Origin of the sequence: Rhizobium changzhiense (assembly GCF_013087625.1) — a bacterium.
Lineage (GTDB): Bacteria > Pseudomonadota > Alphaproteobacteria > Rhizobiales > Rhizobiaceae > Rhizobium > Rhizobium sophorae.
In genome coordinates, this window is the sequence record NZ_JABFCQ010000001.1 from 1810344 (window position 1) to 1835180 (window position 24837).

Here is a 24837-nt window from a genome sequence, read left to right on the forward strand (position 1 = left end):
TTTCAGCCTGGATAGAGTTCCGACGTGCGGCCGGCGAGATAATAGCCAACGAGGCCGTACCATTCGCGGATCGCGGTTGCCAAGTTCTGCGCATTGAGGTTCGGCTGGGAGAAATCAAACCCCAGCCTCACTTGGCCGTCGGTGCGATAATCGGTCGGCCAGGGCACGATATCGATGCCAAGCTTGCGGAAGATGCCGACGGATCGCGGCATATGGAAACCCGAGGTAATCAGCAGGCAATTGGAAAGCCCCTGGCTTGCCAGGAATTCCTTGGTGTTGACGGCGTTTTCGAAGGTCGTGCGCGATTGTCTCTCTTCGATCAGGCGATCCCTGCCAACGCCGAAGAGCGGGAAGAAACGCGCGGACGCCGCCGCATCACCTTCATAGATGCCGGAGAGGGAGCCGTCGCCGCCGGATACCAGAATGCGCGACTGCGGAAATTTCTGCGCGAGCCGCAGGGCTTCGACAAAGCGGTCGGCTCCGGCATTGAATTCTATGCCGTGGCGCGCCGTGTTCACCTCATTTTCGAAGCCGCCGCCGAGCACGATCATGCATTGCAGGTTATCGGGATCCGCGGGCGGCTTTGCGAAGCGCTGCTCGAGACCCTGCATCAGGAGGTTGCCGGCCGTGGTGTAGAGCGTGACGAAAAGGATGAGGGCTGAACCGGCTGCGGCGAGGATACTTAGGATACGCCAGCGCAGAAGGCCGGCAAGCAGAGCAAGGAAGACGAGGAAGAAAGCCAGCGACAGCGGCTGAGCGAAAATCCAGACAAGCTTCGAAATGACGAACAAGACCTACTCCTTGAGGATTGGCGGCGGTCCTTCCTATCCGATTCGACGGTAACAGGAATGCGACGGTTCTAAAGCGCGTCGCGATCTTTCAGATTCGCTTGCCACGCTTTAGATCTTTGGTTTCGCGCATGTCGTGTCGCAAAACCGCTGCACACTTTCGCGCGACATGCTTTATTTCATCCGCGCAACGGCGGATCGATGCGGCGCGATCTTCTAGTTAAAGCGCCGCTGAAGCGGCCGCGGGATAAGCATCGCGGCAAGCGCAAGCACCATGGCGAAGAGGGAGACCAGCCACAGCGCATGCGCGCCCGTCAGTCGTGTCAGGACGGCCCCGGCGATCGCGCCGAGCACCATGCCGCCCCAGGGCACGATCTGGATCGTCCATTCGATATGGCGATCGCCGATGATCCAGCGGCCGATGCCGCGGCCGAAACGCGACAGGGCGCCGGTCACATAGGTCAGCCCGATCGGCAGACCTTCGATATGCTCGACGGCGGCGTTCACCATCCCCATGGAAAAAACGATCATATAGAACCGCACGAACAGCATGTTCTGCACCGTCATCATCGAGGCGAACGCCAGAACCAGCCCGACGCAGCCGAGCACCACAAAGATGCGGCGTTGCGAGACATGGGAAATGACGATGCCTGCCGCATTGCCAAGCACGAAAACGACGATCGCACAGATCACGACCGCGGCGTGATAAAGATTGCCCTCGCTCAAGGCCAGTGCCGCCCGCGTGGTGTTTCCCGTCATGAAGGAAACGAAATCGCCGGTCAGCAGAAGACCGGTGGCATCGGTCATGCCGGCCAGAAACGAGATCGAGCCGACAAGGGCGAGCCCGGTCAGGGTTCGTCGGGTCCGGATGATGCGGCGGCGTCTTGCTCTGGTCATAGGCTGAGGTCCTGGAGCCGAATCGCTGAAATTACGGCGACAAGGATAATTTCCTTTCATTGAGAAAATGGCAAAGGCGATTGGAAGGGGATGGGGCGTTTTACGTCAATCAACGTGCGCAACGCGCAACCCGGTCGGCGTTGCAATTGTCTGATCGGAATCTTACGGAGATCAAAATGCCCAGGGGGCGGCGGCTAGAGTCTTTTCTTTGCGAAAGCTCTGCCCGAAGCCGACTTCAGATATTTCTCGAATGCAAAGGCCTGCGCTTCGTCGGAAAAAGCGACATAAGTCTTGAGAGACCAAGGGGCAAATTTCGAGGTATGAGAGACCTGTCCGGCGTTGTGTTTTGCCAGACGCGACTTCAGGTCACTCGTCACGCCAACGTAATAGCGACCAGGAAATTCCACGCTGTGGAGAATGTAAACATACTTCATGGAAGGATCATAGCCCGCCTACGTTGCTCCGCAACTTCGGCGCGGCAGCCTCCGCTTCCTTCTCGCCCTCGTCCCGTCAAGCCTTCCGGCTTGCCGAGCCGAAGCTCGAAGAGCGTAGGCTGGTGGAGCTAAGCGGGATCGAACCGCTGACCTCTTGCATGCCATGCAAGCGCTCTCCCAGCTGAGCTATAGCCCCATCAAGGTGGTCCGGCTCAGGGCCGGTCCTGGGATACTCCTCAAGGCGTGCCCTGCGGAGTGGCGGCTTATTACTTCCGGATTCCGGAGATAGCAAGCCTAAAAAAATGCGGCCCGGAGAATTTTTTCCTCACCGAGCCGAAATGCGGTCTCAGACTTCGTCTTCGTCGCCGGTCACGCCGATGATGTCGCTCATGTCGTCGTCGTCATCGTCTTCGTCGGGTGTAAGGAAGGTATCGTCGTCGTCATCGCCTTCGATTTCAACATCGTCGTCGCCGATATCGGGGATGTCGTCGCCAGAGGCGGCGTCATCGGCATCCTCGAGCGAAACCAGTTCGACTTCGGTGTTTTCCGTATCGACTTCCGCGACCTCGTCTTCCTCGGCAACTTCGGCGATCGCCGAGGTTTCTTCGAAGAAGGACAGAGGGTAGGACTTGCCGGTATAAGGAGAGACGATCGGATCCCGGTTCAGATCATAAAACTTCTTGCCGGTTTCCGGATCGGTACGCTTGGTTCCAAGTTCCGCTTTCGCCACTATAAGCCTCGTGTGAATGACCGAATGCAAGATTCGGCAAATGCCGACCAAGCCGGCGTTCCATCGGAATTTATAAGCCGGTCCCCTTAATCGCTGTGGCTTCCCGTGTCAAAGCCAAACTTTGCGATCGAAGCCCGGGGTTTTTGGCAAGCCGACGGATGACCGCCCGGCGCGTTTATGTTAACGAGCCGCAACAGCTGCAGAAGCGGACGGGAATTGCGACCGGCCAAGCCTGTCTTGCGGCAAAAATAGACTGCATTTGCAAAGGATTGCGCCATGCTGAAGGGCTCCGCGCCAAAGCCCGCCACCGCCCGCAAATCCGCCGGTCTTACGGGCAGCGTCCGTATTCCGGGCGACAAATCGATCTCGCATCGTTCCTTCATGTTCGGCGGGCTTGCTTCCGGGCAAACCCGGATCACCGGCTTGCTCGAAGGCGAGGACGTGATCAATACCGGCCGGGCGATGCAGGCAATGGGCGCCCGAATTCGCAAGGATGGCGCGCAGTGGGTGATCGACGGCACCGGCAACGGTGCGCTGCTTGCGCCCGACGCGCCGCTCGACTTCGGCAGTGCCGGCACCGGCGTACGGCTGACCATGGGCCTCGTCGGCACCTATGACTTTCGCTCCACCTTCATCGGCGACGCCTCGCTTTCGAAACGGCCGATGGGCCGCGTGCTCAATCCACTGCGCGAAATGGGCGTGCAGGTCAGTGCCTCCGAGGGCGACAGGCTGCCGGTGACGCTCAAAGGCCCAGGAACGCCGAGCCCGATCCGCTATCGCGTGCCGATGGCATCCGCCCAGGTGAAATCGGCCGTCCTGCTTGCCGGTCTCAATACGCCGGGTGTCACCACCGTCATCGAGCCGGTGATGACGCGCGACCATACTGAAAAGATGCTGCAGGGTTTTGGCGCCGCCCTTTCCGTCGAAACGGACAGCGAGGGTGTGCGCACAATCCGGCTCGAAGGACGCGGCAGGCTGACGGGCCAGGTGATCGACGTTCCGGGCGACCCCTCCTCCACCGCCTTCCCGCTGGTTGCGGCACTGCTTGTCCCCGGCTCCGACATCACCATCGTCAACGTGCTGATGAACCCGACCCGCACCGGGCTGATCCTGACGCTGCAGGAAATGGGGGCCGATATCGAGGTGCTGAATCCACGTCTTGCCGGCGGCGAGGACGTGGCGGATCTGCGCGTGCGCCATTCCGAGTTGAAGGGCGTGACCGTTCCCGAAGATCGCGCTCCGTCGATGATCGACGAATATCCCATTCTCGCCGTCGCTGCCTGTTTCGCCGAGGGCACGACCATCATGAAGGGGCTTGAGGAATTGCGGGTCAAGGAGTCCGACCGTCTTGCCGCTGTGGCCGACGGGCTGAAACTCAATGGTGCGTATTGCGACGAGGGCGAGGATTTTCTCATCGTGCGCGGCCGGCCAGACGGCACGGGCCTCGGCAACGCTGCCGATGGCAAGGTCAGCTCGCATCTCGACCATCGCATCGCCATGAGCTTCCTTGTCATGGGGCTTGCCTCGGAGCATCCTGTCACGATCGACGACGCGGCGATGATCGCGACCAGCTTTCCGGAATTCATGTCGTTGATGAAGCGTCTCGGGGCAAGGATCGAAGAGGTGCCGGAATAATGGTACCAGCCTCCGCATTTCCGCGAACACGATCGCCGCGATCGGGCGCTGTCGCAGGATTGATCACATGACGAACGAGACCTTCACCATCGCCATCGATGGCCCGGCTGCTGCGGGCAAGGGCACGCTCTCGCGCCGCATCGCCGAGCGCTACGGATATCACCATCTTGATACCGGCCTGACCTATCGCGCCACAGCCAAGGCGCTGCTTGATGCCGGCCTGCCGCTCGACGACGAGGCGGTGGCGGAAAAGATCGCAAGAGAGGTTGAACTCGCTGGATTGGATCGCGATATACTTTCCAAACATGAGATCGGCGAAGCCGCCTCGAAGATTGCCGTCATGCCGGCGGTGCGTCGGGCTCTGGTCGAGGCGCAGCGGCGGTTTTCGACGAAGACCCCGGGAACGGTGCTCGACGGACGCGATATCGGCACGGTCGTCTGCCCGGATGCGCCGGTGAAGCTCTATGTAACGGCTTCGCCGGAGGTCCGCGCAAGACGCCGTTATGACGAGATCCTCGGCAAGGGCGCTGCGGCGGATTTCGATGCGATTTTCGAGGACGTCAAGCGGCGCGACGAACGCGACATGGGACGGGCCGACAGCCCTTTGAAACCAGCTGATGATGCGCACTTGCTTGATACGTCGGAAATGAGTATAGAGGCCGCGTTTCAAGCTGCTCAATCGATCATCGATGCGGTCTTGAGCCGAAATGCCTAAATTCAAGCGATTTTGCGTGCTCTGAGCATGGATCGCTTCTAATACAGCAAGCCTGAAATTCCGTCCAAGCGCCGGATTGCCTTCGTAAGAGAGGGCGGACTGGGTTCAGGCCCATTCAACGCAAACCAACCGGCGCATACGTGTCCACTTCCGTTTCAGGACACGCAGGAGATTTTATGTCAGTAGCTACCCCCTCCCGCGAGGATTTCGCGGCTCTTCTCGAAGAGTCCTTTGCCAAGAACGACCTGGCCGAAGGCTATGTCACCAAGGGCATCGTCACGGGCATCGAGAAGGACGTCGCCGTTGTCGACGTCGGCCTCAAGGTTGAAGGCCGCATCGCGCTCAAGGAATTCGGCGCGCGCGCCAAGGACGGCCTGTTGAAGGTCGGCGACGAAGTCGAAGTTTATGTCGAGCGCATCGAAAACGCGCTTGGCGAAGCTGTTCTGTCGCGCGAGAAGGCTCGCCGCGAAGAAAGCTGGGTCAAGCTCGAAGCCAAGTTCGAAGCTGGCGAGCGCGTCGAAGGCGTGATCTTCAACCAGGTCAAGGGCGGCTTCACGGTCGACCTCGACGGTGCGATCGCCTTCCTGCCGCGTTCTCAGGTCGATATTCGCCCGATCCGCGACGTGACCCCGCTGATGCACAACCCGCAGCCCTTCGAGATCCTCAAGATGGACAAGCGCCGCGGCAACATCGTGGTTTCGCGCCGTACGGTTCTGGAAGAATCGCGTGCCGAGCAGCGTTCTGAAATCGTTCAGAACCTCGAAGAAGGCCAGGTTGTTGACGGCGTCGTCAAGAACATCACCGATTACGGTGCGTTCGTTGACCTCGGCGGCATCGACGGCCTGCTTCATGTCACCGACATGGCATGGCGCCGTGTGAACCATCCGTCGGAAATCCTGAACATCGGCCAGCAGGTCAAGGTTCAGATCATCCGCATCAACCAGGAAACCCACCGCATCTCGCTCGGCATGAAGCAGCTCGAGTCCGATCCGTGGGATGGCATCCAGGCCAAGTATCCGGAAGGCAAGAAGATTTCCGGTACCGTCACGAACATCACCGATTACGGTGCATTCGTCGAGCTGGAGCCGGGCATCGAAGGCCTGATCCACATCTCGGAAATGTCCTGGACCAAGAAGAACGTTCACCCCGGCAAGATCCTGTCCACGAGCCAGGAAGTCGAAGTCGTCGTTCTCGAAGTCGATCCGTCCAAGCGTCGTATTTCGCTCGGCCTCAAGCAGACGCTGGAAAACCCGTGGGCAGCATTCGCCCGCAGCCATCCGGCCGGCACTGAAGTCGAAGGCGAAGTCAAGAACAAGACCGAATTCGGCCTGTTCATCGGCCTCGACGGCGATGTCGACGGCATGGTGCACCTCTCCGACCTCGACTGGAACCGTCCGGGCGAACAGGTCATCGAGGAGTTCAACAAGGGTGATGTCGTCAAGGCCGTCGTTCTCGACGTCGATGTCGAGAAGGAACGCATCTCGCTCGGCATCAAGCAGCTCGGCAAGGATGCAGTCGGCGACGCCGCCGCTTCTGGCGACCTGCGCAAGAATGCAGTCGTTTCCTGCGAAGTCATCGCGGTCAACGACGGCGGCGTCGAAGTGAAGCTCGTCAACCACGAGGATATCACTTCCTTCATCCGTCGCGCCGACCTCGCCCGCGACCGCGACGAGCAGCGCCCAGAGCGCTTCTCGGTCGGCCAGGTGTTCGACGCCCGCGTCACCAACTTCTCCAAGAAGGACCGCAAGATCATGCTGTCCATCAAGGCTCTGGAGATTGCGGAAGAGAAGGAAGCCGTTGCCCAGTTCGGTTCGTCCGACAGCGGCGCTTCGCTCGGCGACATCCTGGGCGCAGCCCTGAAGAACCGCGGCGGCGAATAAGCCTCGCATCCGCCTTTGAATTGAAGAACCCGCCGGAGCGATCCGGCGGGTTCTTCATTTTCAGGCGATGAAATGTGTTATTCCCAACCGACCATGCGCTGATAAAGCGCATAGACCGGATCAGTGGCCACGCCTGCCTGATAGGCCGATGGTTCGGTATCGATCATCCTTGGCGTCCTCCGCTCGGGTGCGGCGTCGGTTTCTTCGGCGTCGGGCTCGGCATCCTCGCCGCCAGACTGCGCCTGCTGCTGATCCTCGGACGCGTCGTCGCGGTGGTGCTGATGCTGGTGATGCGTTTCGCCTGCCTTGTCGTTCGACGGCGTGTCCTTGGCGAACTGGTAAGGCAGCTGGGTATAGGCAAATCCCTCTGGCATCCTTGCCGCCAACGGCACATAGGAAGCCGCAGCCGTCTCGGGAACCGGCATCATCTGCGGTTGCGCGGAGATTTCTTTCGGCTGACGGGCGGCCACGGTCTCGATATCCATCTGCGACGGGCGGAGTGCTGCGGACTGGCGAGGATCGGGTGCGGTGAATTCGGCTGGCTGCCTGGTCAAGGTCTCGGTCGCATCGCTGATGACGGCGTCATCGAGGATCGCATCGATCTCCACGGCCGCCTCGACGGGAACATCCTCCAGCACGGTTTCGATGTCCTGCTCGCGGATGATGGTGACGATCATCTCGGAGACTTCTTCGGTCATGGAGGCAACAATTCCTGCCCAGTTCCTGGGAATGACAGGATCGACCTTTTCCGACATCGCACCGGTTTCGATGGCAGGCGGCTCCGGCGTTGCCTGCGCATCATCGGCTGCTGCGGCTTCCGTCGACGAGGGTTGCCGGGTTTCAATCTCCTGCGACGCAGATTTTTCCGGGGCGACCTCCCTTGTGGTCGCCGGGGCGGACTGAGCCTGGTTTTCAGACTTCGGCGCTTCCGGATCGGCAGCTTCTACGGCTTCGGCGATGACCGCTTCCTCGATGGTCGCCGGAACTGCGGCCTCGACCATTGAATCGGCTGACGCCGTGTCTGCCGGCTGACGCATGGCGGCAGGCAGCCTGTCCTCATGCAGTCTTATCTCGGGCAGCCGGATCTCGGGGCGAGCTTCGGCGCGCATCGGCGATGCATCGTTCTGGCCATAGGAGCGGACGACGGCGCGGGCAGCGAGATCGCGATCCTTGTAGCGGACGATTTCCAGATAGGCGACGATGCGGGCGGCTTCGGGGCCTGTCGGGTTCTTCAGGGCCTCGGCGATCGTCCGGAGCGGCACGCTGTGCCCCTGCTCGGTGAGCTGGCGCTCGACCTCATCGATCCTGGCTGCCGGCAGCCGCCGGATGGCATCGGCAAGCCGAGAGGCAAAAGCAAGATTGCTCTCGTCCTCGCCACGATCCAGCGAGATCGAGCGGCCCGCCGCGTCGATGACATCGAAAAGGGCTTCGACCATGCGCTCGCGCGCGGCAAGGAGCAGAATATTGAGCTTGCCGGCAATGGCGGAATTAAGGTCGGCTGCTTCGACGGCATTGACAGGTGCTGGGGCAATCACCGAGTGGCCGAGACCACCGGCGACGATCGCCGCTGTCTGACCCTGGGACGAAAAGCTTGCATTGGACGCTGCACGAACGGGAGTCAACATGGCATGCTCCTTTCGCAAAGTGACGATGAAAGCAGGCTCTAGAAAAGGACCGCGCTCATCCGGTCCCCTTGCATCCCAGCAGATCCTCCTGTCCGCATGACGCAGTTCCGGCGTCATCGAAATGCATAAAAATTAACGGGAATATTAATGAACAGGCGTTAACGAATCGCTAACGGCCGCCGGCAAGCCTGCGGCACGGCTATTGGCAAACGCAGAATGAAGGCAATTCGCTCAGCTATGGGCGAAGATATCGGCCTCTTCCCAGCCGAGCAGGTCGAGCTTGGCGCGGGTCGGCAGGAATTCGAAGCAGGCCGTCGCATGATCGTAGCGGCCGTCGCGGATCAGGCGTTCCGTCAGCTTATTGCGCAACGCGTGCAGATAAAGCACGTCGGAGGCGGCATATTCGAGCTGGGCCGGGGACAGCGTCTCGGCCGCCCAATCGGAAGATTGTTGCGCCTTGGAGATATCGACGTCGAGCATCTCCTTGAGATTGTCCTTGAGGCCGTGGCGATCCGTATAGGTCCGGATCAGGCGCGAGGCGATCTTGGTGCAGAACACCGGTGTCGTGGTGACGCCGAAGGTATGGAAGAGCACCGCAATATCGAAGCGGCCGTAATGAAAGATCTTCTGATGGGTGGGGTCTTCAAGCAGGGCGACGAGATTGGGCGCCTCCTTCTGACCGGCGGCGATGCGGATGATATCGGCGGTGCCGTCACCCGGCGAAAGCTGGACGACGCAGAGCCGGTCGCGGCGCGGCACCAGGCCCAGCGTTTCGGTGTCGATCGCAATCGCGCCGGTGTAGCGGGCGGCATCGGCCGCGGAAATATCGCCTTCGTGATAACGTATGGTGGCCGCCATGAGACAATCTTTCGTTCGAATGTATCCCCTACAGCGCCGCGCTTCTTTTCGAGAGCCGCAAAGGACGCTGTAGCACTTTGAATGGCTGCATAATTTTATCCTCAAATCGATTCCGATTTAAGGAATTAAGCAGCAGCGCTATAGCGCAAAGGCGCAGAGTGCGAAACCGCTTTCCTGCTGCTGGAGCGCCTTGCATCCTCAGCGGTTCAGAATGTCGGCGGCGTATTGATCCAGAGAAGCACGGTTTCGCCATCGTGACGGTTGCGCCAGGAATGGTCACGGCGGCTTTCGAAATAGAGTGAATCGCCGGGGCCGAGATCGAAGAACTGATCGCCGTCGAGCACCAGTTCGAGCCGGCCGGACAGAACATGCATGAATTCCTCGCCCTCGTGGCGATAGGCGCCCTCGCTGGCAGCACCCGGCGCCAGCACGAAACGATGGCAATCCATCATCCGGCGGCCTTCGGCGAGGAGCTGAACCGCGACACCCGGCGTCGTTTCCGGCCAAGCGCGCCATTCACCGGCGCGCACCAGCGCGGGCACGTCCCCGCTTTTCTCACCTGAGAGGCGCGAGACGGTGGTGCCGTAATACTCTGCCAGATCGTGCAGCGTCTTGAAGCTGACGCCCTGCGAGGTGCGCTCCAGCGTCGAGAGCGTCGAGGAGGTGATGCCGATGTCGCCGGCCACCTGATCGAGTGTCTTGCCGCTCGCATGGCGCAAGCTGCGCAGCTTACGGCCTAGGCCGGTATCCTGGCTTGTCTCGGCGCCATCGGCGGAAGGTTCCTCACTCTCCAACGCCTCGCGGATTGCCGCGGGATTGAGGCCGCGCTCGACACGATACCAGGAAATGCGCTTCAGCCGCGCCACATCGTCGGCGCTGTATTGCCGATGGCCGGTTTCCGAACGACCGGGAACCACCAGACCCTGGCTTTCCCAGAGGCGCAGCGTCGAGGCCGAAACACCCGCCAGCCGCGCGGCTTCCGCCACCTTGTAGCGTACAGGCCCAATATCATTCATCCGAAACTATCCCCGATTCCAATTGCCCAGAGCCTCCATCAAAAAGCGTGATGTTTGGAGCAAAAAATGCCTCTTGTTTTCTTGCAGGAAAAATGTAGGAGTTTTATATGCATCTGCAGAAATTATACAAGATAACTTTCAAACCCTTTCCGCGCAGGAGCCACCAATGAACGCGACAAGCCTTACCGACCGGAAGAACGCCGCTATTTCACGCGGCGTCGGCATGACCACTCAGGTCTATGCCGATCGTGCAGAGAATGCGGAGATCTGGGACAAGGAAGGCCGCCGTTACATCGATTTCGCCGCCGGCATCGCCGTTCTCAACACCGGCCACCGCCATCCTCGGGTCATCGCAGCGGTCAAGGATCAGCTCGACCGCTTCACCCATACCTGCCATCAGGTGGTGCCCTACGAAAGCTACGTCCACCTTGCCGAACGGCTGAACGCGCTGCTGCCTGGTGATTTCGAGAAGAAGACGATCTTCGTCACGACGGGCGCCGAAGCTGTCGAGAACGCCGTCAAGATCGCGCGCGCCGCAACCGGCCGCTCGGCCGTCATCGCCTTTGGCGGCGGCTTCCATGGCCGCACCTTCATGGGCATGGCGCTGACCGGCAAGGTCGTGCCTTACAAGGTCGGTTTCGGCGCGATGCCCGGCGATGTCTTCCATATTCCCTTCCCAGTCGAGCTGCATGGCGTCACCGCCGACCAGTCGCTGGCGGCGCTGAAGAAGCTCTTCGCCGCCGATGTCGATCCGCAGCGCGTCGCGGCCATCATCATCGAGCCGGTACAAGGCGAAGGCGGATTCTACTCCGCACCCGCCGCCTTCATGAAGGCGCTGCGCGAGCTCTGCGACCAGCACGGCATCCTGCTGATCGCCGACGAGGTGCAGACCGGTTTTGCCCGCACCGGCAGGATGTTCGCAATGGATCACCACGAGGTAGCGCCCGACCTGACGACGATGGCAAAGAGCCTTGCCGGCGGCTTTCCGCTCGCCGCCGTCACCGGCCGCGCCGCAATCATGGATGCGCCGGGACCGGGCGGGCTCGGCGGCACCTATGGCGGCAATCCGCTCGGGATCGCCGCTGCCCACGCCGTGCTCGACGTCATTGCCGACGAAGATCTCTGCAACCGCGCTAACCAGCTTGGCGGACGGCTGAAGCAGCGGCTGGAATCGTTGCGCGAGACGGTGCCGGAGATTGTCGATATCCGCGGACCGGGCTTCATGAACGCCGTCGAATTCAACGACCGAACGACGGGACTGCCGAGCGCGGAATTCGCCAACCGGGTGCGGCTGATCGCGCTCGACAAGGGCCTGATCCTGCTCACCTGCGGCGTCCACGGAAACGTCATCCGCTTCCTCGCGCCGATCACCATCCAGGACGAGATCCTCGGCGAAGCGCTCGATATTCTCGAAGCCTCGATGCTGGAAGCAAGCGCGGGCCGTTAAGCGCACCCGAACCGGATTTCAATGGCCGCCGGCAAGCGGCAGCCGCACTCCCAAGGAGGATATGACATGGCTTTCACCACTGCACTGACCAGACACGTTCCCTTCTCCTCGCCCTTGCTGCGCGATGCCGGCTATATCGACGGCGTCTGGACATCAGGCGATGCCACGAGGACTTTCGACGTGCTGAACCCGGCAACCGGCGAATTGCTCGCCTCGCTGCCCGATATGGGTGCGGCAGAGACGCGGGCGGCGATCGACGCAGCCCATGCCGCCCAGCCGGGCTGGGCTGCCCGCCCGGCCAAGGAGCGCAGCGCGATCCTGCGCAAATGGTTCGACCTGATGGTTGCCAATGCTGACGAACTCGCGGCAATCCTGACCGCCGAAATGGGCAAGCCGTTCCCGGAAGCGCGCGGCGAGATCCTTTACGCCGCGGCCTATATCGAATGGTATGCGGAGGAAGCAAAGCGCATCTACGGCGAGACGATCCCCGCGCCTTCCGACGATAAACGGATGATCGTCATCAAGCAGCCGGTCGGCGTCGTCGGCACGATTACGCCGTGGAATTTCCCGGCGGCGATGATCACCCGCAAGATCGCCCCAGCGCTTGCCGTCGGCTGCACCGTGGTCTCGAAGCCCGCCGAACAGACGCCGCTGACGGCGATCGCGCTTGCCGTGCTCGCCGAGCAGGCCGGCATTCCGGCCGGCGTCTTCAACGTCATCGTCGGGGTCGACGGTCCGGCAATCGGCCGCGAGCTCTGCGGCAACGAAAAGGTGCGCAAGATCAGCTTCACCGGTTCGACGGAGGTCGGCCGCATCCTGATGCGGCAGTGCGCCGACCAGATCAAGAAGGTGAGCCTGGAGCTCGGCGGCAACGCGCCCTTCATCGTCTTCGACGATGCCGATCTCGACGCTGCCGTCGAGGGCGCGATCGCTTCGAAATACCGCAATGCCGGTCAGACCTGCGTCTGCGCCAACCGCCTCTATGTCCAGTCGAACGTCTATGACGCCTTCGCGGCCAAGCTTGCCGCCAAGGTCGCCGAGATGTCGGTCGGCGACGGCTTCAAGCCGGGTGTCGTGATCGGGCCGCTGATCGACGAGCGAGGCCTTGCCAAGGTGGAAGATCATGTCAGCGACGCGCTTGCCAAGGGCGCCAAGGTGCTGACCGGCGGCAAGCGCATCGACGGCGCCGGCACCTTCTTCACGCCGACGGTGCTGACAGGCGTTGCACGCGGCATGAAGGTGGCGCGCGAGGAGACCTTCGGGCCGGTGGCGCCGCTCTTTCGCTTCGACACGGTCGAGGATGTCATTCAACAGGCCAACGACACGGAGTTCGGCCTCGCCGCCTATTTCCACGCCGGCGATCTGAAGAAGGTCTGGCGGGTGGCGGAAGCGCTGGAATACGGCATGATCGGCATCAATACCGGCCTGATGTCATCCGAGACGGCACCCTTCGGCGGCATCAAGCAATCCGGTCTCGGCCGCGAAGGCTCGCGGCACGGCGCCGACGACTATCTGGAAATGAAATATCTCTGCATCGGCGGCGTTTGATTCACCATCCTAATGAGAAGGGCACGCGGCATTCAGCCGCGTGTCGTCAATAATGCGGCGGGCGGGTGATCGCTGGCGCGTCCAGCGACTGCTCCTCCAGCGACAGGAAACGTTCGGTGAGCCGGTCGAGCTTGGTGCGCATCTGCTCGACCGTTTTCCATTGCTCGGCGAGCTGATCGGAAAGCTCTTCGATCGTCTTTGCCTGGTAGGCCAGCATTTCTTCCAGCCGGGTGATGCGGTTCGTCTCGTCGGACATTAGAGCCTTTCCGGGTTAGATTGCAGCATTCTGCCGGAGCAGGTTTACGTCAGGGCAAAGGCGATTGGCGAAGGGCATACCCCTTGGTACGTCAGAGCCCATCGCCTTTGCCCTGGCGAAAAGATGCCCGGCCCTTCGGGTTGGCTGAAACGGGCCGCCTGCTCGACCGGCCGGCTTGGCCGTAGAGCCGGGCTACGACGCGCGCCGGCCGGTCGACCATCCGACTCCGTTTGAGCCAACAGAATGCTTCAATCTAACCCGGAAAGGCTCTACATCCTCCTTTGCCGAAACCGGCAGAACAGATGGTTCTGCAAAGCGGAAATAGGGCGCCTCGTCAATGCTTTCCATGCCCGGCGCGGCCATGCGCAAAACTGTACCGTTTGGTTACTAAAAGACCTTGCCGTGCCTGATGTTGTGGGGTAGGCCGTTATCCATCTGGGAGGAATACTGATGGATGCAGGAAACGGCTTTCTTCATCCGGACCGGCTTTTTCCGGCTGATCCGGCAACACGGACCATCGCGCGAGACCTCTACGAGACGGTGCGCAATCTTCCGATCGTCAGCCCGCACGGGCATACCGAACCCTCCTGGTTCGCCGACGACAAGCCCTTCGAAGACGCGGCCTCGCTGCTGGTCATTCCTGATCACTATCTCTTCCGCATGCTGCATAGCGTCGGTGTCACCTTGGACGAGCTCGGCGTGCCACGGCTCGACGGTAAGCCGGTGGCTGAGGGGCGGGCGATCTGGCGGACTTTTGCCGCGCACTACCACCTTTTCCGCGGAACGCCTTCGAGCCTCTGGGTCGACCACGCGATGTCGGCCGTGCTCGGCTGCACCGAGCCGCTGACATCAGACAATGCCGATGCGCTCTACGATCATATCAATGCCCAGCTTGCCCTTCCGGAATTCCGCCCGCGGGCGCTGCATCAGCGATTCGGCATCGAAACGATCGCGACGACGGATGGAGCGCTCGATCCTCTGGCGCATCACCAGAAGATGGCGGCCGACGGCTGGATCGGCAAGGTGCGCACCACCTACAGGCCGGACAGCGTCACCGATCCCGATGCCGTCGGCTTCCGCGACAATCTCATCAAGTTCGGAGAGATCACCGGCACTGAGGTAACACGCTGGGACGGTCTTATCGAGGCGCATCGGCGCCGGCGCGCCTATTTCCGCCAGTTCGGCGCCACCGCGACCGATCACGGCGTGCCTACCGCCTTTACATCAGATCTGCCGCTTGCGGAAAAACAAGCGCTGCTCGACAAGGCGCTGAAGGGTCCGCTTTCGGCCGAGGATGCCGAGCTCTTCCGCGGCCAGATGATGACCGAGATGGCCGGACTTTCGGCCGAGGACGGCATGGTAATGCAGATCCATGCCGGCTCGCGACGCAATACCGACAGCGGGCTGTTTGCGACCCGCGGCCCGAATATGGGCGCCGATATCCCCACACCCACGGACTGGGTCGGCGGCTTGAATGCGCTGCTATCAAAATATGGTCACGCACCGGGTTTGCGTGTGCTGCTCTTCACGCTCGACGAGACGACCTATGCACGCGAGCTGGCGCCGATGGCTGGCCATTGGCCCTGCCTGATGATCGGCCCGCCATGGTGGTTCCACGACAGCCCGCTCGGCATCCGCCGTTACCTCGACCAGGTTGTGGAGACGGCGGGTTTTGCCAATATGGCGGGATTCAACGACGATACGCGGGCGCTGCTATCGATCCCGGCGCGTCATGACGTCTGGCGCCGCGAAGTCTGCCGCTTCCTCGCCCAGCTCGCCGCCGAGCACCGGATTTCCAAGAAGGACGCCGAGATCGTCGCGCGCGAACTCTCCTATGACAATGCGAAAAAGGCCTACAAGCTGTGAGCGATAGACTACAAAACCTGACCGGCCTCGCGCCGACGGCGAAACTTCCCGCCTATGACAGGAATGCGCTGAAGGCCGGCATCCTGCATCTCGGCCCGGGCGCTTTCTTCCGCGCCCATTTCGCACCCTTCACGGACGGCGCGCTCGCAGCCGCAGGCGGCGACTGGGGCATCGAGGTGGCAAGCCTGCGCACGCCCGATGTCGCCGACAATCTGAGCGCCCAGAACGGGCTCTATACGACGCTGATCCGCGATACCTCAGGCACGACGGCTGAGGTGGTCGGCTCGATCCTGAAGGCACATGTGGCGCCGCGCGATCCGGCCGGCCTGCTGGCGCGGTTCGAAGACCCCGATATCCGCATCGTCAGCATGACGGTGACGGAAAAGGCCTATGGTTTCGATCCCGCAACCGGCGGCCTCGACCTGAAACACCCCGATATCGTCGCCGACCTTGCCAACCGGCATGCGCCGCGCGGCGTCATCGGCTATCTCGTCGAAGGCCTCGCGCGCCGCCGGCAGAAGGGCATCGCGCCCTTCACGCCGCTGAGCTGCGACAACCTGCCGAGCAACGGCGCGGTGCTGAAGCGCCTGGTGCTGGAATTCACCTCCCGCATAGATCCCGACCTGCATCGCTGGATCGAGGCGAATGTGCCCTTCCCGTCGACCATGGTCGACCGCATCACGCCGGCCAGCACCGAGGCGACCTATGCCGATGCCGAACGGCTGACGGGCCGCACGGATATGGCGGCGATCGAGACCGAACCCTTTACGCAATGGGTCATCGAAGACCATTTCGCCAATGGCCGGCCGGCCTGGGAAAAGGTGCGCGGCGCACTGATGGTCGAGGAGGTCTCCTCCTACGAGAAAATGAAGCTGCGGATGCTGAACGGCGCGCATTCGCTGCTTGCCTATCTCGGTTATATCGGCGGCTATGAATTCATCCGCGACGTGATGGACGATACCGGCCTGGCAGCACTGGCCTACCGGCATATGCATGCGGCCGCCAGAACGCTCGACGCTGTGCCCGGCATCGATCTCGATGCCTACGCCAATGAATTGATAGCGCGCTTTGCAAACAAGGCGATCGCACACCGCACCTATCAGATCGCCATGGACGGCACGCAGAAACTGCCGCAGCGGCTGCTGGAGCCGGCATGCGAGGCGCTGGCCCGTGGCGACCGGGCGGAGACCTATGCGATCGCCGTTGCGGCATGGATGCGTTATGCGATCGGCGAGCACGGCAACGGCGAGCGCTATGAACTGCGCGATCCCCGCGCCGCCGAAATCGCCGCCCTCATCGCCGATGTCCCGCGCACCGGCCTGGCGATCTCGGCGGCTCTCTTTACCCTTCCCGGACTTTTCCCGGCGGCTTTGACAGGCCACCGGGCGTGGACGCAGGATGTGGCTGACAAGCTGGAGATCCTGATCCAGGACGACCGGTTGCCGCTGTTTTGAGGCTTGGAGCTTGCTGGCGAAAGAGAGGGTGTGCCATGCGGTACCCCCCTCTGCCCTGCCGGGCATCTCCCCCACAAGGGGGGAGATCGGATGGGCGAGATGGCTTCCCCAAACAATGAAGGTAGGACGATTCCCAATACAGTAGAGAGGAAACGATGATCCAACCTCCTGCTGATCTCCCCACCTGTGGGGGAGATCAGCAGGGCAGAGGGGGTACCACACTGTACACCCTCTCCCGGGTCACCTGTGTTGTCAGGCCTTCACCCGCGCCATATCGGGATCGTAGAGCGGCGACAGCGATACCTTGCAGGGGATGCGTTCCCGCGCGACATCAAGCTCATAGGTGCCGGAGAGGACGAAATCTTCCGTCACCCCCTCGGGGTTGCGGACATAGCCGTAGCCAATCGGCTTGCCCAGCGTATAACCGAAGCCGCCACTCGACAGCCAGCCGACGCGCTTGCCGTCGCGATAGATCGTTTCGCGGCCGAGCAGCACGGCATCCGCATCCTCGGGAATGAAGCAGGCAAGGCGCTTCCTGACGCCTCCCGAAAGCTGCCGCTCGATCGCCTCACGGCCGCGGAAGGGAATATTCTTCCGCGTCTTCACCGCCCAGCCGAGACCGGCTTCAACAGGCGTATGGTCGGGACCGATATCCGACCCCCAGGCGCGATAACCCTTTTCCAGGCGGCAGCTCTCGATGGCACGGTAGCCGGCATTGACGAGGCCGAGCTCACCGCCTGATGCCATCAGCACATCGTAGACCGTGGTCGCATATTCAATGGGAATATGCAGTTCGTAGCCGAGCTCACCGACATAGGTGATGCGCAGCGCCCGCACCGGGCAGCCTGCAATGCCGATGGTCCTGACCTTGCCGAAGGGGAAGGCCGCATTCGAGACGTCGCTGCCCGTCACTTTTTCCAGCACGGCGCGGGAATTCGGTCCCATCAGCGACAGCACGGAATAGGCGGATGTGACGTCGACCAGCTCGGCATGCATCGCCGCCGGGATATTGCGTGCGATCCAGTCGAAGTCATGGGTGGCGAAACCGGTACCGGTGACGACGTAATATTCGTTCTCGGCGATGCGGGCGACCGTCACATCACATTCGATGCCGCCCTTGTCGTTGAGCATCTGTGTGTAAACGAGCGATCCCACAGGCCTTGCGACATCGTTGGAGGCGATCCAGGACAAGGCTGCCTCGGCATCCCTGCCCTTCAGCACGAATTTGGCAAAGGACGTCTGGTCGAAGATGACGGCCGCTTCGCGCACCGCCTTGTGTTCGCGGCCAACGGCGTCGAACCAATTCTGGCGGCCGTAGCTGTAGATATCCTTCGGCTCCTCGTTGGCGAAGAGATCGGCAAACCAGTTCGGCCGTTCCCAGCCGAGCTTTTCGCCGAAACAGGCGCCCTGCGCCTTCAGCCGGTCATAGAGCGGCGATTTGCGGCAGGGGCGGCCGCTCGAATGTTCCTCGAACGGCCAAGCCATGGTGTAATGTTTGCCATAGGCTTCGAGCGTGCGTGTCCGCACCCAGTCGGTATCGAAATGCGGCCGGCCGAAACGGCGGATATCGACCGGCCATAGATCATAAGGCGGTTCGCCCTTCGTCACCCATTCGGCCAGCGCCATGCCGGCGCCGCCGGCCGAGGCGATTCCGAAGGCGTTGAAACCAGCGCCGACGAAGAAATTCTTCAGCTCCGGGGCCTCGCCGAGAATGAAGTTACCATCCGGCGTAAAGCTTTCCGGGCCGTTCAGCAGCTGCTTGACGCCGACATTTTCCAGCGCCGGAACGCGGCCGAGCGCCTGTTCCATGATCTGCTCGAAATGGTCGAAATTACTGTCCAGCAGCGTGTAGTGGAAACCGTCGGGGATACCGTTTTTCGCCCAGGGGATGGGATTCGGCTCGTAGCCGCCCATGACGATGCCGCCGACCTCTTCCTTATAATAGGTCAGCCGATCGGGATCGCGTAGCGTCGGCAGGTTGGAGGGCACGCCGAAGGATTCGGTGATGATGTATTGGTGCTCGACGGAAACCAGGGGCACGTTGACGCCGAAGCGGGCGGCGAAGGCGCGCGTCCATTGGCCGGCACAGACGACGACACGCTCGCATTCGATGCGCCCTTGCGCCGTAACGACGGCACGAATCTCCCCCTTGTCGATTTCAAGGTCGAGGACTTCGGTATCCTCGAAGATCGAAACGCCTGACATGCGGGCGCCCTTGGCCAGCGCCTGGGTGATGTCGGAGGGATTGGCCTGGCCGTCGGTCGGAAGGAAGGCAGCGCCGACGAGATCGTCGACCGTCATCAGCGGCCAGAGATCGAAGGCTTCCTGCGGGGTCAGCAATTGCATTTCGAGGCCGAAGGACTGGGCGGTGGTCGCCTGGCGGCGGACCTCGGTCCAGCGTTCCTCGTTGCAGGCAAGGCGCAGGCCGCCATTCATCTTCCAGCCGGTGCCGAGACCCGTTTCCGCCTCCAGCCGCTTGTAGAGATCGACGGAATAGCCGAGAAGCTGGGTGATGTTGGCGTTGGTGCGCAGCTGGCCGACGAGGCCGGCGGCATGGAAGGTGGTGCCCGAGGTAAGCTTCTTGCGCTCCAGCAGCACGGTATCGGTCCAGCCGAGCTTGCCAAGATGATAGGCTGTCGAGCAGCCGATGATGCCGCCGCCGATGACCACGGCTTTCGCCGTCTTCGGTAATTCCTTCGTCATTTATGATCCCGTTCAAAGGCTTGACAGGCGCGTTCGAAGCGCGCGAGATTTTCGGCCGTATAGCCGGCGTAATCGAAATCGATGCTGGAATGAATTTCCGAAATCATGCTCCAGAGCGTCTCGCGCAGCAGCGAGGCACATTTCATCGCGGCATAGCGCGTGGCGAGATCATCGGTCAGCGGCCGGTCGAAATAGGTCTCCAGCATCGTGCGCTCGGCCGCTTGCGAGAGTTCATTGTTGGAGGCCAATCCGCCAAGATCGAAAAGCGGCGTGTTGAAACCGGCATAGTCCCAGTCGATCAGCCAGAGCCGCTTGCCGTCATCGAGAAAGTTGGCTGCCAGCAGGTCGTTGTGGCCGAAGGCGATCTCGAAAGGTCCTGCCGCCTCTTCCAGCGTCTCTGCCCGGCCGACGAGCCCCGGCAGCAGAGGAAGATAGGCGCTCTCCGACGCCTTCAGATTGGCGGCGTAATCGCGGATGACGTGGAAGACCCAGAAGATCATCGCCTGACCGCGGAAATGCCGGGCGATGTCGCGATGGCAGGCACGGACCAGTGGCAAGACCCGGGCCAGCATTTGTGGCGCCCTGATATCCTCCGGCGAAAGCGCGCTCGCCTCGATGTATTCGAGCACCAGCACGCCCGGCGAATGGTGGATGACCGCTGGCGAAATGCCGGCCGCATGCGCCGCAAGGCTTGCGGCAAGCTCGTTCTGCCTGTTGATGTGATGGATCGGGATATCGGTGCCGAGTCTCACCACGCAACGCGCGACGGCATCGCTGACCAGATAGTTCCGATTGGTGATGCCGCCTGCTATCGGCGAAATGTCGATCGGGCCCTGCCAGATGCCGAGCGCATGAATCCTATCTTCAGGCGTCATGCTATCCCCCTTGCCCTCTGGAAATGATGGGGCAGAGGGGGATCGGCTGTCAAGCAGCGGGATTAGATCGTCTTGCCGGCGGCATCGAAGACGTGGCAGCGGGCCGGATCGAAGGAAGCCTTCACATTGGCGCCGCGTTCCACCTTCTGCTGTCCGTCGAGTGCGACGGTCAAGAGCTGGTTATCCGGCGTCGTGGTGTAAAGCATGGTGGCGCCGCCGAGATTTTCGACGAGATCGACGTTGACGGTCGAGAGCGTGATTGCGCCTTCGGCCAGCGAAAGATGCTCGGGACGGATGCCGAAGGTGACCTCCTCTCCCGCCTCGCCTCTCAGCCGGCGCGGCAGGCGGACAGAATTGCCGCAGACATGGATGCTAGTTTCGGTCTCGCCGACCTGCTCGATGCGCGCCTTCAGGAAATTCATCTTCGGGCTGCCGATGAAGCCGGCGACGAAGCGGTTGGCCGGGTTGTTGTAGAGATCGAGAGGCGCGCCGACCTGCTCGATACGGCCGGAATTCAACACCACGATCTTGTCCGCCATCGTCATGGCTTCGACCTGGTCATGGGTGACATAGATCATCGTATTGCCGAGGCTGCGGTGCAGGCGGGAGATCTCGACGCGCATCTGCACACGCAGTTCGGCATCGAGGTTCGACAAGGGCTCGTCGAACAGGAAGATGCGCGGCTCACGCACGATGGCCCGGCCGATGGCGACACGCTGGCGCTGGCCGCCGGAGAGCGCCTTCGGCTTGCGCTCCAACAGCTTCTCGATCTGCAGGATTTCGGCGGCGCGCTTCACCTTCGGCTGGATCTCGGCCTTCTTGTAACCTGCCGTCTCCAGGCCGAAGGCGAGGTTCTTGTAGACCGACATATGGGGATAGAGCGCGTAGGACTGGAAAACCATGGCGATGCCGCGCTTGGCCGGCGCCACCTCGTTCATGCGCTCGCTGTCGAGCAGCAGCGCGCCGCCCGAAATCTCCTCGAGGCCGGCAATCATGCGCAGAAGGGTCGATTTTCCGCAGCCGGAGGGGCCGACGAAAACGACGAATTCGCCGGGATCGATCGTCAGGTCGATGCCATGGATCACATCCATCGCGCCGTAGCGCTTCTCGACCTTCTGAAGAACGACACTGGTTGCCATCTTCTCAAAACCCTCTCTTTTTATTTTGTCGGTTACTTCGTTCTTGCGCGCCAATCGGCGTATTTCGGACTATCGGGACCGACCGGCAGCGGCACGTCGGCGCCGCTGTCGGAAGACTGGTAGATGGCGGTGACGAGTTCCAGCGCGCGGCGGGCGTCCTTTGTCGTCACCGGCAGCGGCGCATGGCCGCTAAGGAAAGCGTGGAACTGGCCCATCTGCGTGGTGAAACGCGGCGCGACCGGCTGCCAGTCGCCAACCACCTTGTCGATCTGCTCCCGGACGTCGTCATTTGCGGCGATGATCTTCCAGGGGTCCTTGCCGGGCGTATAGGGCTCGTGGCTGCTTTCGAAAGTGACATTCTCGAAGTGCAGCCTGAGCCGGCTAATCTGTTCCTGCGACCCAAGCGTGCAGGAAAGCGAGACAAAGGCGCCGTTTTCCATCAGCAGGCTGGCGGAGGCACAGTCCTCGACCTCGATATCGTTGACGCGGGTGGCGACGCGGCCAAAGACCCTTGCCGCCGGACCCATCAGATGCATCAGCATGTCGTGCAGGTGCAGCGCATGGGTGACGAGAACGCCGCCGAGTTCCGTCGCCCATTTGCCGCGCCAAGGCACGGCGTAATATTCCGGCTTGCGCAGCCAGAAGGTTTCGACCGAAGCGGTATAGGGCTTGCCGGCAATACCGGCGTCGATGATCCGCTTGGCCTTCTGAATGCCGTCGCCGTAACGGTACTGGAAGATCGGCATCAGCACGCCTTTAGCGATCTTTTCCGCTGCCATGATGGTATCGACGGCGGCAAGCGAGCCCGTCAGCGGCTTTTCGCAGACGACATGTTTACCGGCGGCAAGTGCTGCGACCACCTGTTCCAGATGGATGCCGGGAGGGGTGCAGATATCGATGATGTCGATCGTGTCGTCGGCCAGCAGTTCCGCAAAAGAGGTGGTGCGCCGTTCGATGCCGAACTCGTCGCCGACCGCTGCCATGCGCTGCTCGTTCAGGTCGCAGATCGCCACGACCTTGAACTTGTCGGCATGCGGCAGGTAACCCTCGACGATATGGGAGCGGCCGATACCGCAGCCAACGATCGCGACCGTCCTGATGCTCATGTCGCTCTTTCCCGTCATCGCCATCAACGCTTCATGCCCGTCGTGGCGATGCCCTCGATCAGCAGGCGCTGGAAGAACAGGAAGAAGAAGAACACCGGCACGAGCGTCAGGGTCGACATGGCGAACAAACCGCCCCAATCCGACGCGCTGGTCGAGTCGACGAAGGTGCGCAGGCCGAGCTGGATCGTATAGGTGTTCATGTCGTTCAGGTAGATCAGCGGGCCGAAGAAATCGTCCCAGGTCCAGATGAAGGAGAAGATCGCAGCCGTTGCCAGCACCGGCAGCGACAGCGGCAGCATGATCTTCCAGTAGATGCGCCACGCGCTGCAGCCATCCATCATCGCCGCCTCGTCCAACTCGCGCGGGATGCCGCGGAAGAACTGCACCATCAGGAAGATGAAGAAGGCATCGCTTGCCAGGAACTTCGGCACGACAAGCGGCAGGATGGTGTTGACCCAGCCGAGATCGAGAAAGAGCACATATTGCGGGATCAGCGTCACGTGATAGGGGATCATCAACGTGCCGAGCATGATCGCGAACCAGAAATTCCGGCCGGCAAAACGCAGCCGCGCAAAGGCGAAAGCCGTCAGCGAACAGGCGATGACATTGCCCGTTACGACCAGCACCGAGATGACCAGCGAATTCCAGAAGAACCGGCCGAAGCTGACATCGAGGCCGACCCAACCGCGCGCATAGGACGAGAAATCGATCGACGACGGGATGAGCGAGGTCGACGAGAAGATCTCCGTTTCCGGCCTGACCGATGCCGAAACCATCCATAACAGCGGATAGAGCATGAGGAGCGAAGCGGCGATCAGCAGGGCGTGGATGATGAGCGACGCCGGCAGGCTGCGTTTGGTGATGTCGGATGGCGGCCTGGCCGCAGTGACGGAAGCGGTCATCTCAGTCATCGTAGTGCACCCAATAACGCGAGGTCAGGAAGGAGAAGGCGGTGAAGATCGCGATGATCACCACCAGGATCCAGGCAAGCGCCGAGGCATAGCCCATGCGGAAATTGCCGAAGGCTTCCTGATAGAGGTAGAGCGTGTAGAACAGCGTCGAGTTGATCGGACCGCCGGTGCCGCCGGAAATGATAAAAGCCGGCGTGAAGGCCTTGAAGGCATCAATCGTCTGGACGACGGCATTGAAAAAGATCACCGGCGTCAGAAGCGGCAGCGTGATCTTGTAGAATTGCCGGAACTTGGAGGCGCCGTCGAGGCTCGCGGCCTCATACATATCCTGCGGGATCTGGCGCAGGCCGGCCAGGAAAATAATCATCGGCGAGCCGAACTGCCAGACGGACAGCGCCACCAGCGTATAAATCGAATAGTTCGGATGCGAGATCCAGCTCGGACCTTCGATACCGAAATACGAAAGCGCGGCATTGACGAGGCCATCGCTGGCGAAAAGCTGACGCCAGAGCACGGCGATCGCCACGCTGCCGCCCAGCAGTGACGGCAGATAGAAGATGGCACGATAGACCGACAGCCCGCGCAGGCCGCGGTTCAGCGCCATGGCGACCAGCAATGCGAAGGTCAGCTTGAACGGCACCGAGAAGACGACATAGGTCAGGGTGACATGCATGGCGGCCGAGAATTTCGGATCCGCCGTGGCGATGCGCACGTAATTCGCCATTCCCACCCACCGCGGCGACTGAAGCATGTCGAAGTCGGTGAAGGAAAGGTAGAGCGAAATCAGGGCCGGCCCGAGCGTCAGCCCGAAAAAGCCGATGAGCCATGGAAGAAGGAAGAGATAGCCGGGAGCATTGGCATTCCAGAGACGCTTGAAGCGTCCTTCGGCCACGGCCCCCTGATATCTTTCCACATTGATGGCCCCTGCGGGCGTGCGCATCGCATTGCTCATAC

At 61.6% G+C, this 24837-nt stretch carries 21 protein-coding genes and 1 tRNA gene; 7 read left to right on the forward strand and 15 right to left on the reverse strand.

Annotated elements, in window-relative coordinates; genetic code table 11:
* Positions 1-2: 2 nt before the first annotated feature.
* The 5 genes from G9X68_RS09115 to G9X68_RS09135 form a co-directional block, all read right to left on the reverse strand.
* On the reverse strand, positions 3-791 hold the full coding sequence (locus G9X68_RS09115; protein WP_171602080.1) for a YdcF family protein: 789 nt from the start codon (positions 789-791) through the stop codon (positions 3-5).
* Between the two features lie 213 nt (positions 792-1004).
* A complete protein-coding gene (locus G9X68_RS09120; RefSeq protein WP_171602081.1) occupies positions 1005-1685 on the reverse strand; it encodes a YoaK family protein in 681 nt (226 codons plus the stop codon).
* Positions 1686-1879: 194 nt separating this feature from the next.
* Complete coding sequence (locus G9X68_RS09125) at positions 1880-2119, reverse strand: GIY-YIG nuclease family protein (RefSeq protein WP_171602082.1); 240 nt, start codon at positions 2117-2119, stop codon at positions 1880-1882.
* Positions 2120-2239: 120 nt separating this feature from the next.
* Positions 2240-2315, reverse strand: a tRNA-Ala gene (locus G9X68_RS09130).
* 150 nt (positions 2316-2465) lie between these two features.
* The gene (locus G9X68_RS09135; RefSeq protein ID WP_011649932.1) at positions 2466-2849 is read right to left on the reverse strand and encodes a TIGR02300 family protein; all 384 of its coding nucleotides are present in this window, start codon (positions 2847-2849) and stop codon (positions 2466-2468) included.
* A 276-nt stretch (positions 2850-3125) separates the two neighbouring features.
* Here G9X68_RS09135 and aroA point away from each other — a divergent pair, with 276 nt between their 5' ends.
* The 3 genes from aroA to rpsA all read left to right on the forward strand — a co-directional run bounded on the left by aroA (position 3126) and on the right by rpsA (position 7079).
* Positions 3126-4484 carry a 3-phosphoshikimate 1-carboxyvinyltransferase gene (gene aroA, locus G9X68_RS09140; protein ID WP_171602083.1) on the forward strand — a complete coding sequence of 453 codons (1359 nt, stop codon included), beginning with the start codon at positions 3126-3128 and terminating at the stop codon, positions 4482-4484.
* A 67-nt stretch (positions 4485-4551) separates the two neighbouring features.
* Positions 4552-5199, forward strand: coding sequence for a (d)CMP kinase (gene cmk, locus G9X68_RS09145; RefSeq protein WP_171602084.1), 648 nt, complete (start codon positions 4552-4554; stop codon positions 5197-5199).
* 176 nt (positions 5200-5375) lie between these two features.
* Positions 5376-7079 carry a 30S ribosomal protein S1 gene (gene rpsA / locus G9X68_RS09150; protein WP_003544285.1) on the forward strand — a complete coding sequence of 568 codons (1704 nt, stop codon included), beginning with the start codon at positions 5376-5378 and terminating at the stop codon, positions 7077-7079.
* Between the two features lie 77 nt (positions 7080-7156).
* Here the strand turns inward: rpsA and G9X68_RS09155 are convergent, their stop codons facing one another.
* The 3 genes from G9X68_RS09155 to G9X68_RS09165 all read right to left on the reverse strand — a co-directional run bounded on the left by G9X68_RS09155 (position 7157) and on the right by G9X68_RS09165 (position 10578).
* Entirely contained in the window at positions 7157-8704 is a 1548-nt protein-coding gene (locus G9X68_RS09155) for a hypothetical protein (protein WP_171602085.1), read from the reverse strand.
* Positions 8705-8935: 231 nt separating this feature from the next.
* Complete coding sequence (locus tag G9X68_RS09160; protein WP_171602086.1) at positions 8936-9562, reverse strand: ribonuclease D; 627 nt, start codon at positions 9560-9562, stop codon at positions 8936-8938.
* Between the two features lie 206 nt (positions 9563-9768).
* Positions 9769-10578, reverse strand: coding sequence for a MerR family transcriptional regulator (locus tag G9X68_RS09165; protein ID WP_171602087.1), 810 nt, complete (start codon positions 10576-10578; stop codon positions 9769-9771).
* Between the two features lie 166 nt (positions 10579-10744).
* Between G9X68_RS09165 and G9X68_RS09170 the strand changes: the two genes are divergently transcribed.
* Together G9X68_RS09170 and G9X68_RS09175 are read left to right on the forward strand one after the other, a co-directional pair.
* Positions 10745-12025 carry a 4-aminobutyrate--2-oxoglutarate transaminase gene (locus G9X68_RS09170; RefSeq protein WP_171602088.1) on the forward strand — a complete coding sequence of 427 codons (1281 nt, stop codon included), beginning with the start codon at positions 10745-10747 and terminating at the stop codon, positions 12023-12025.
* 66 nt (positions 12026-12091) lie between these two features.
* Complete coding sequence (locus G9X68_RS09175) at positions 12092-13573, forward strand: NAD-dependent succinate-semialdehyde dehydrogenase (protein ID WP_171602089.1); 1482 nt, start codon at positions 12092-12094, stop codon at positions 13571-13573.
* Between the two features lie 46 nt (positions 13574-13619).
* Here the strand turns inward: G9X68_RS09175 and G9X68_RS09180 are convergent, their stop codons facing one another.
* Positions 13620-13829, reverse strand: a complete 210-nt coding sequence (locus tag G9X68_RS09180) for a SlyX family protein (RefSeq protein WP_168312057.1) — start codon at positions 13827-13829, stop codon at positions 13620-13622.
* A gap of 450 nt (positions 13830-14279) precedes the next feature.
* On the opposite strand from G9X68_RS09180, the gene uxaC reads away from it, so the two are divergent.
* Together uxaC and G9X68_RS09190 are read left to right on the forward strand one after the other, a co-directional pair.
* On the forward strand, positions 14280-15695 hold the full coding sequence (gene uxaC / locus G9X68_RS09185; RefSeq protein ID WP_171602090.1) for a glucuronate isomerase: 1416 nt from the start codon (positions 14280-14282) through the stop codon (positions 15693-15695).
* Entirely contained in the window at positions 15692-17149 is a 1458-nt protein-coding gene (locus tag G9X68_RS09190; protein ID WP_171602091.1) for a mannitol dehydrogenase family protein, read from the forward strand. Before uxaC ends, G9X68_RS09190 begins: the two co-directional genes overlap by 4 nt.
* A gap of 252 nt (positions 17150-17401) precedes the next feature.
* Here G9X68_RS09190 and G9X68_RS09195 read toward each other — a convergent pair whose 3' ends face one another.
* From G9X68_RS09195 to G9X68_RS09220, 6 genes are all read right to left on the reverse strand, one after another.
* Positions 17402-19852, reverse strand: coding sequence for a GcvT family protein (locus tag G9X68_RS09195; protein WP_171602092.1), 2451 nt, complete (start codon positions 19850-19852; stop codon positions 17402-17404).
* Complete coding sequence (locus tag G9X68_RS09200) at positions 19849-20727, reverse strand: choline/ethanolamine kinase family protein (protein ID WP_171602093.1); 879 nt, start codon at positions 20725-20727, stop codon at positions 19849-19851. Before G9X68_RS09200 ends, G9X68_RS09195 begins: the two co-directional genes overlap by 4 nt.
* A 62-nt stretch (positions 20728-20789) precedes the next feature.
* Entirely contained in the window at positions 20790-21866 is a 1077-nt protein-coding gene (locus G9X68_RS09205) for an ABC transporter ATP-binding protein (protein WP_171602094.1), read from the reverse strand.
* Positions 21867-21898: 32 nt separating this feature from the next.
* The gene (locus tag G9X68_RS09210; RefSeq protein ID WP_171602095.1) at positions 21899-22996 is read right to left on the reverse strand and encodes a Gfo/Idh/MocA family protein; all 1098 of its coding nucleotides are present in this window, start codon (positions 22994-22996) and stop codon (positions 21899-21901) included.
* Positions 22996-23883 carry a carbohydrate ABC transporter permease gene (locus G9X68_RS09215; RefSeq protein ID WP_138332056.1) on the reverse strand — a complete coding sequence of 296 codons (888 nt, stop codon included), beginning with the start codon at positions 23881-23883 and terminating at the stop codon, positions 22996-22998. The genes G9X68_RS09210 and G9X68_RS09215 overlap by 1 nt, the downstream gene beginning before the upstream one ends.
* On the reverse strand, positions 23876-24835 hold the full coding sequence (locus tag G9X68_RS09220; RefSeq protein ID WP_171602096.1) for a carbohydrate ABC transporter permease: 960 nt from the start codon (positions 24833-24835) through the stop codon (positions 23876-23878). Before G9X68_RS09220 ends, G9X68_RS09215 begins: the two co-directional genes overlap by 8 nt.
* Between the last annotated feature and the right edge of the window lie 2 nt (positions 24836-24837).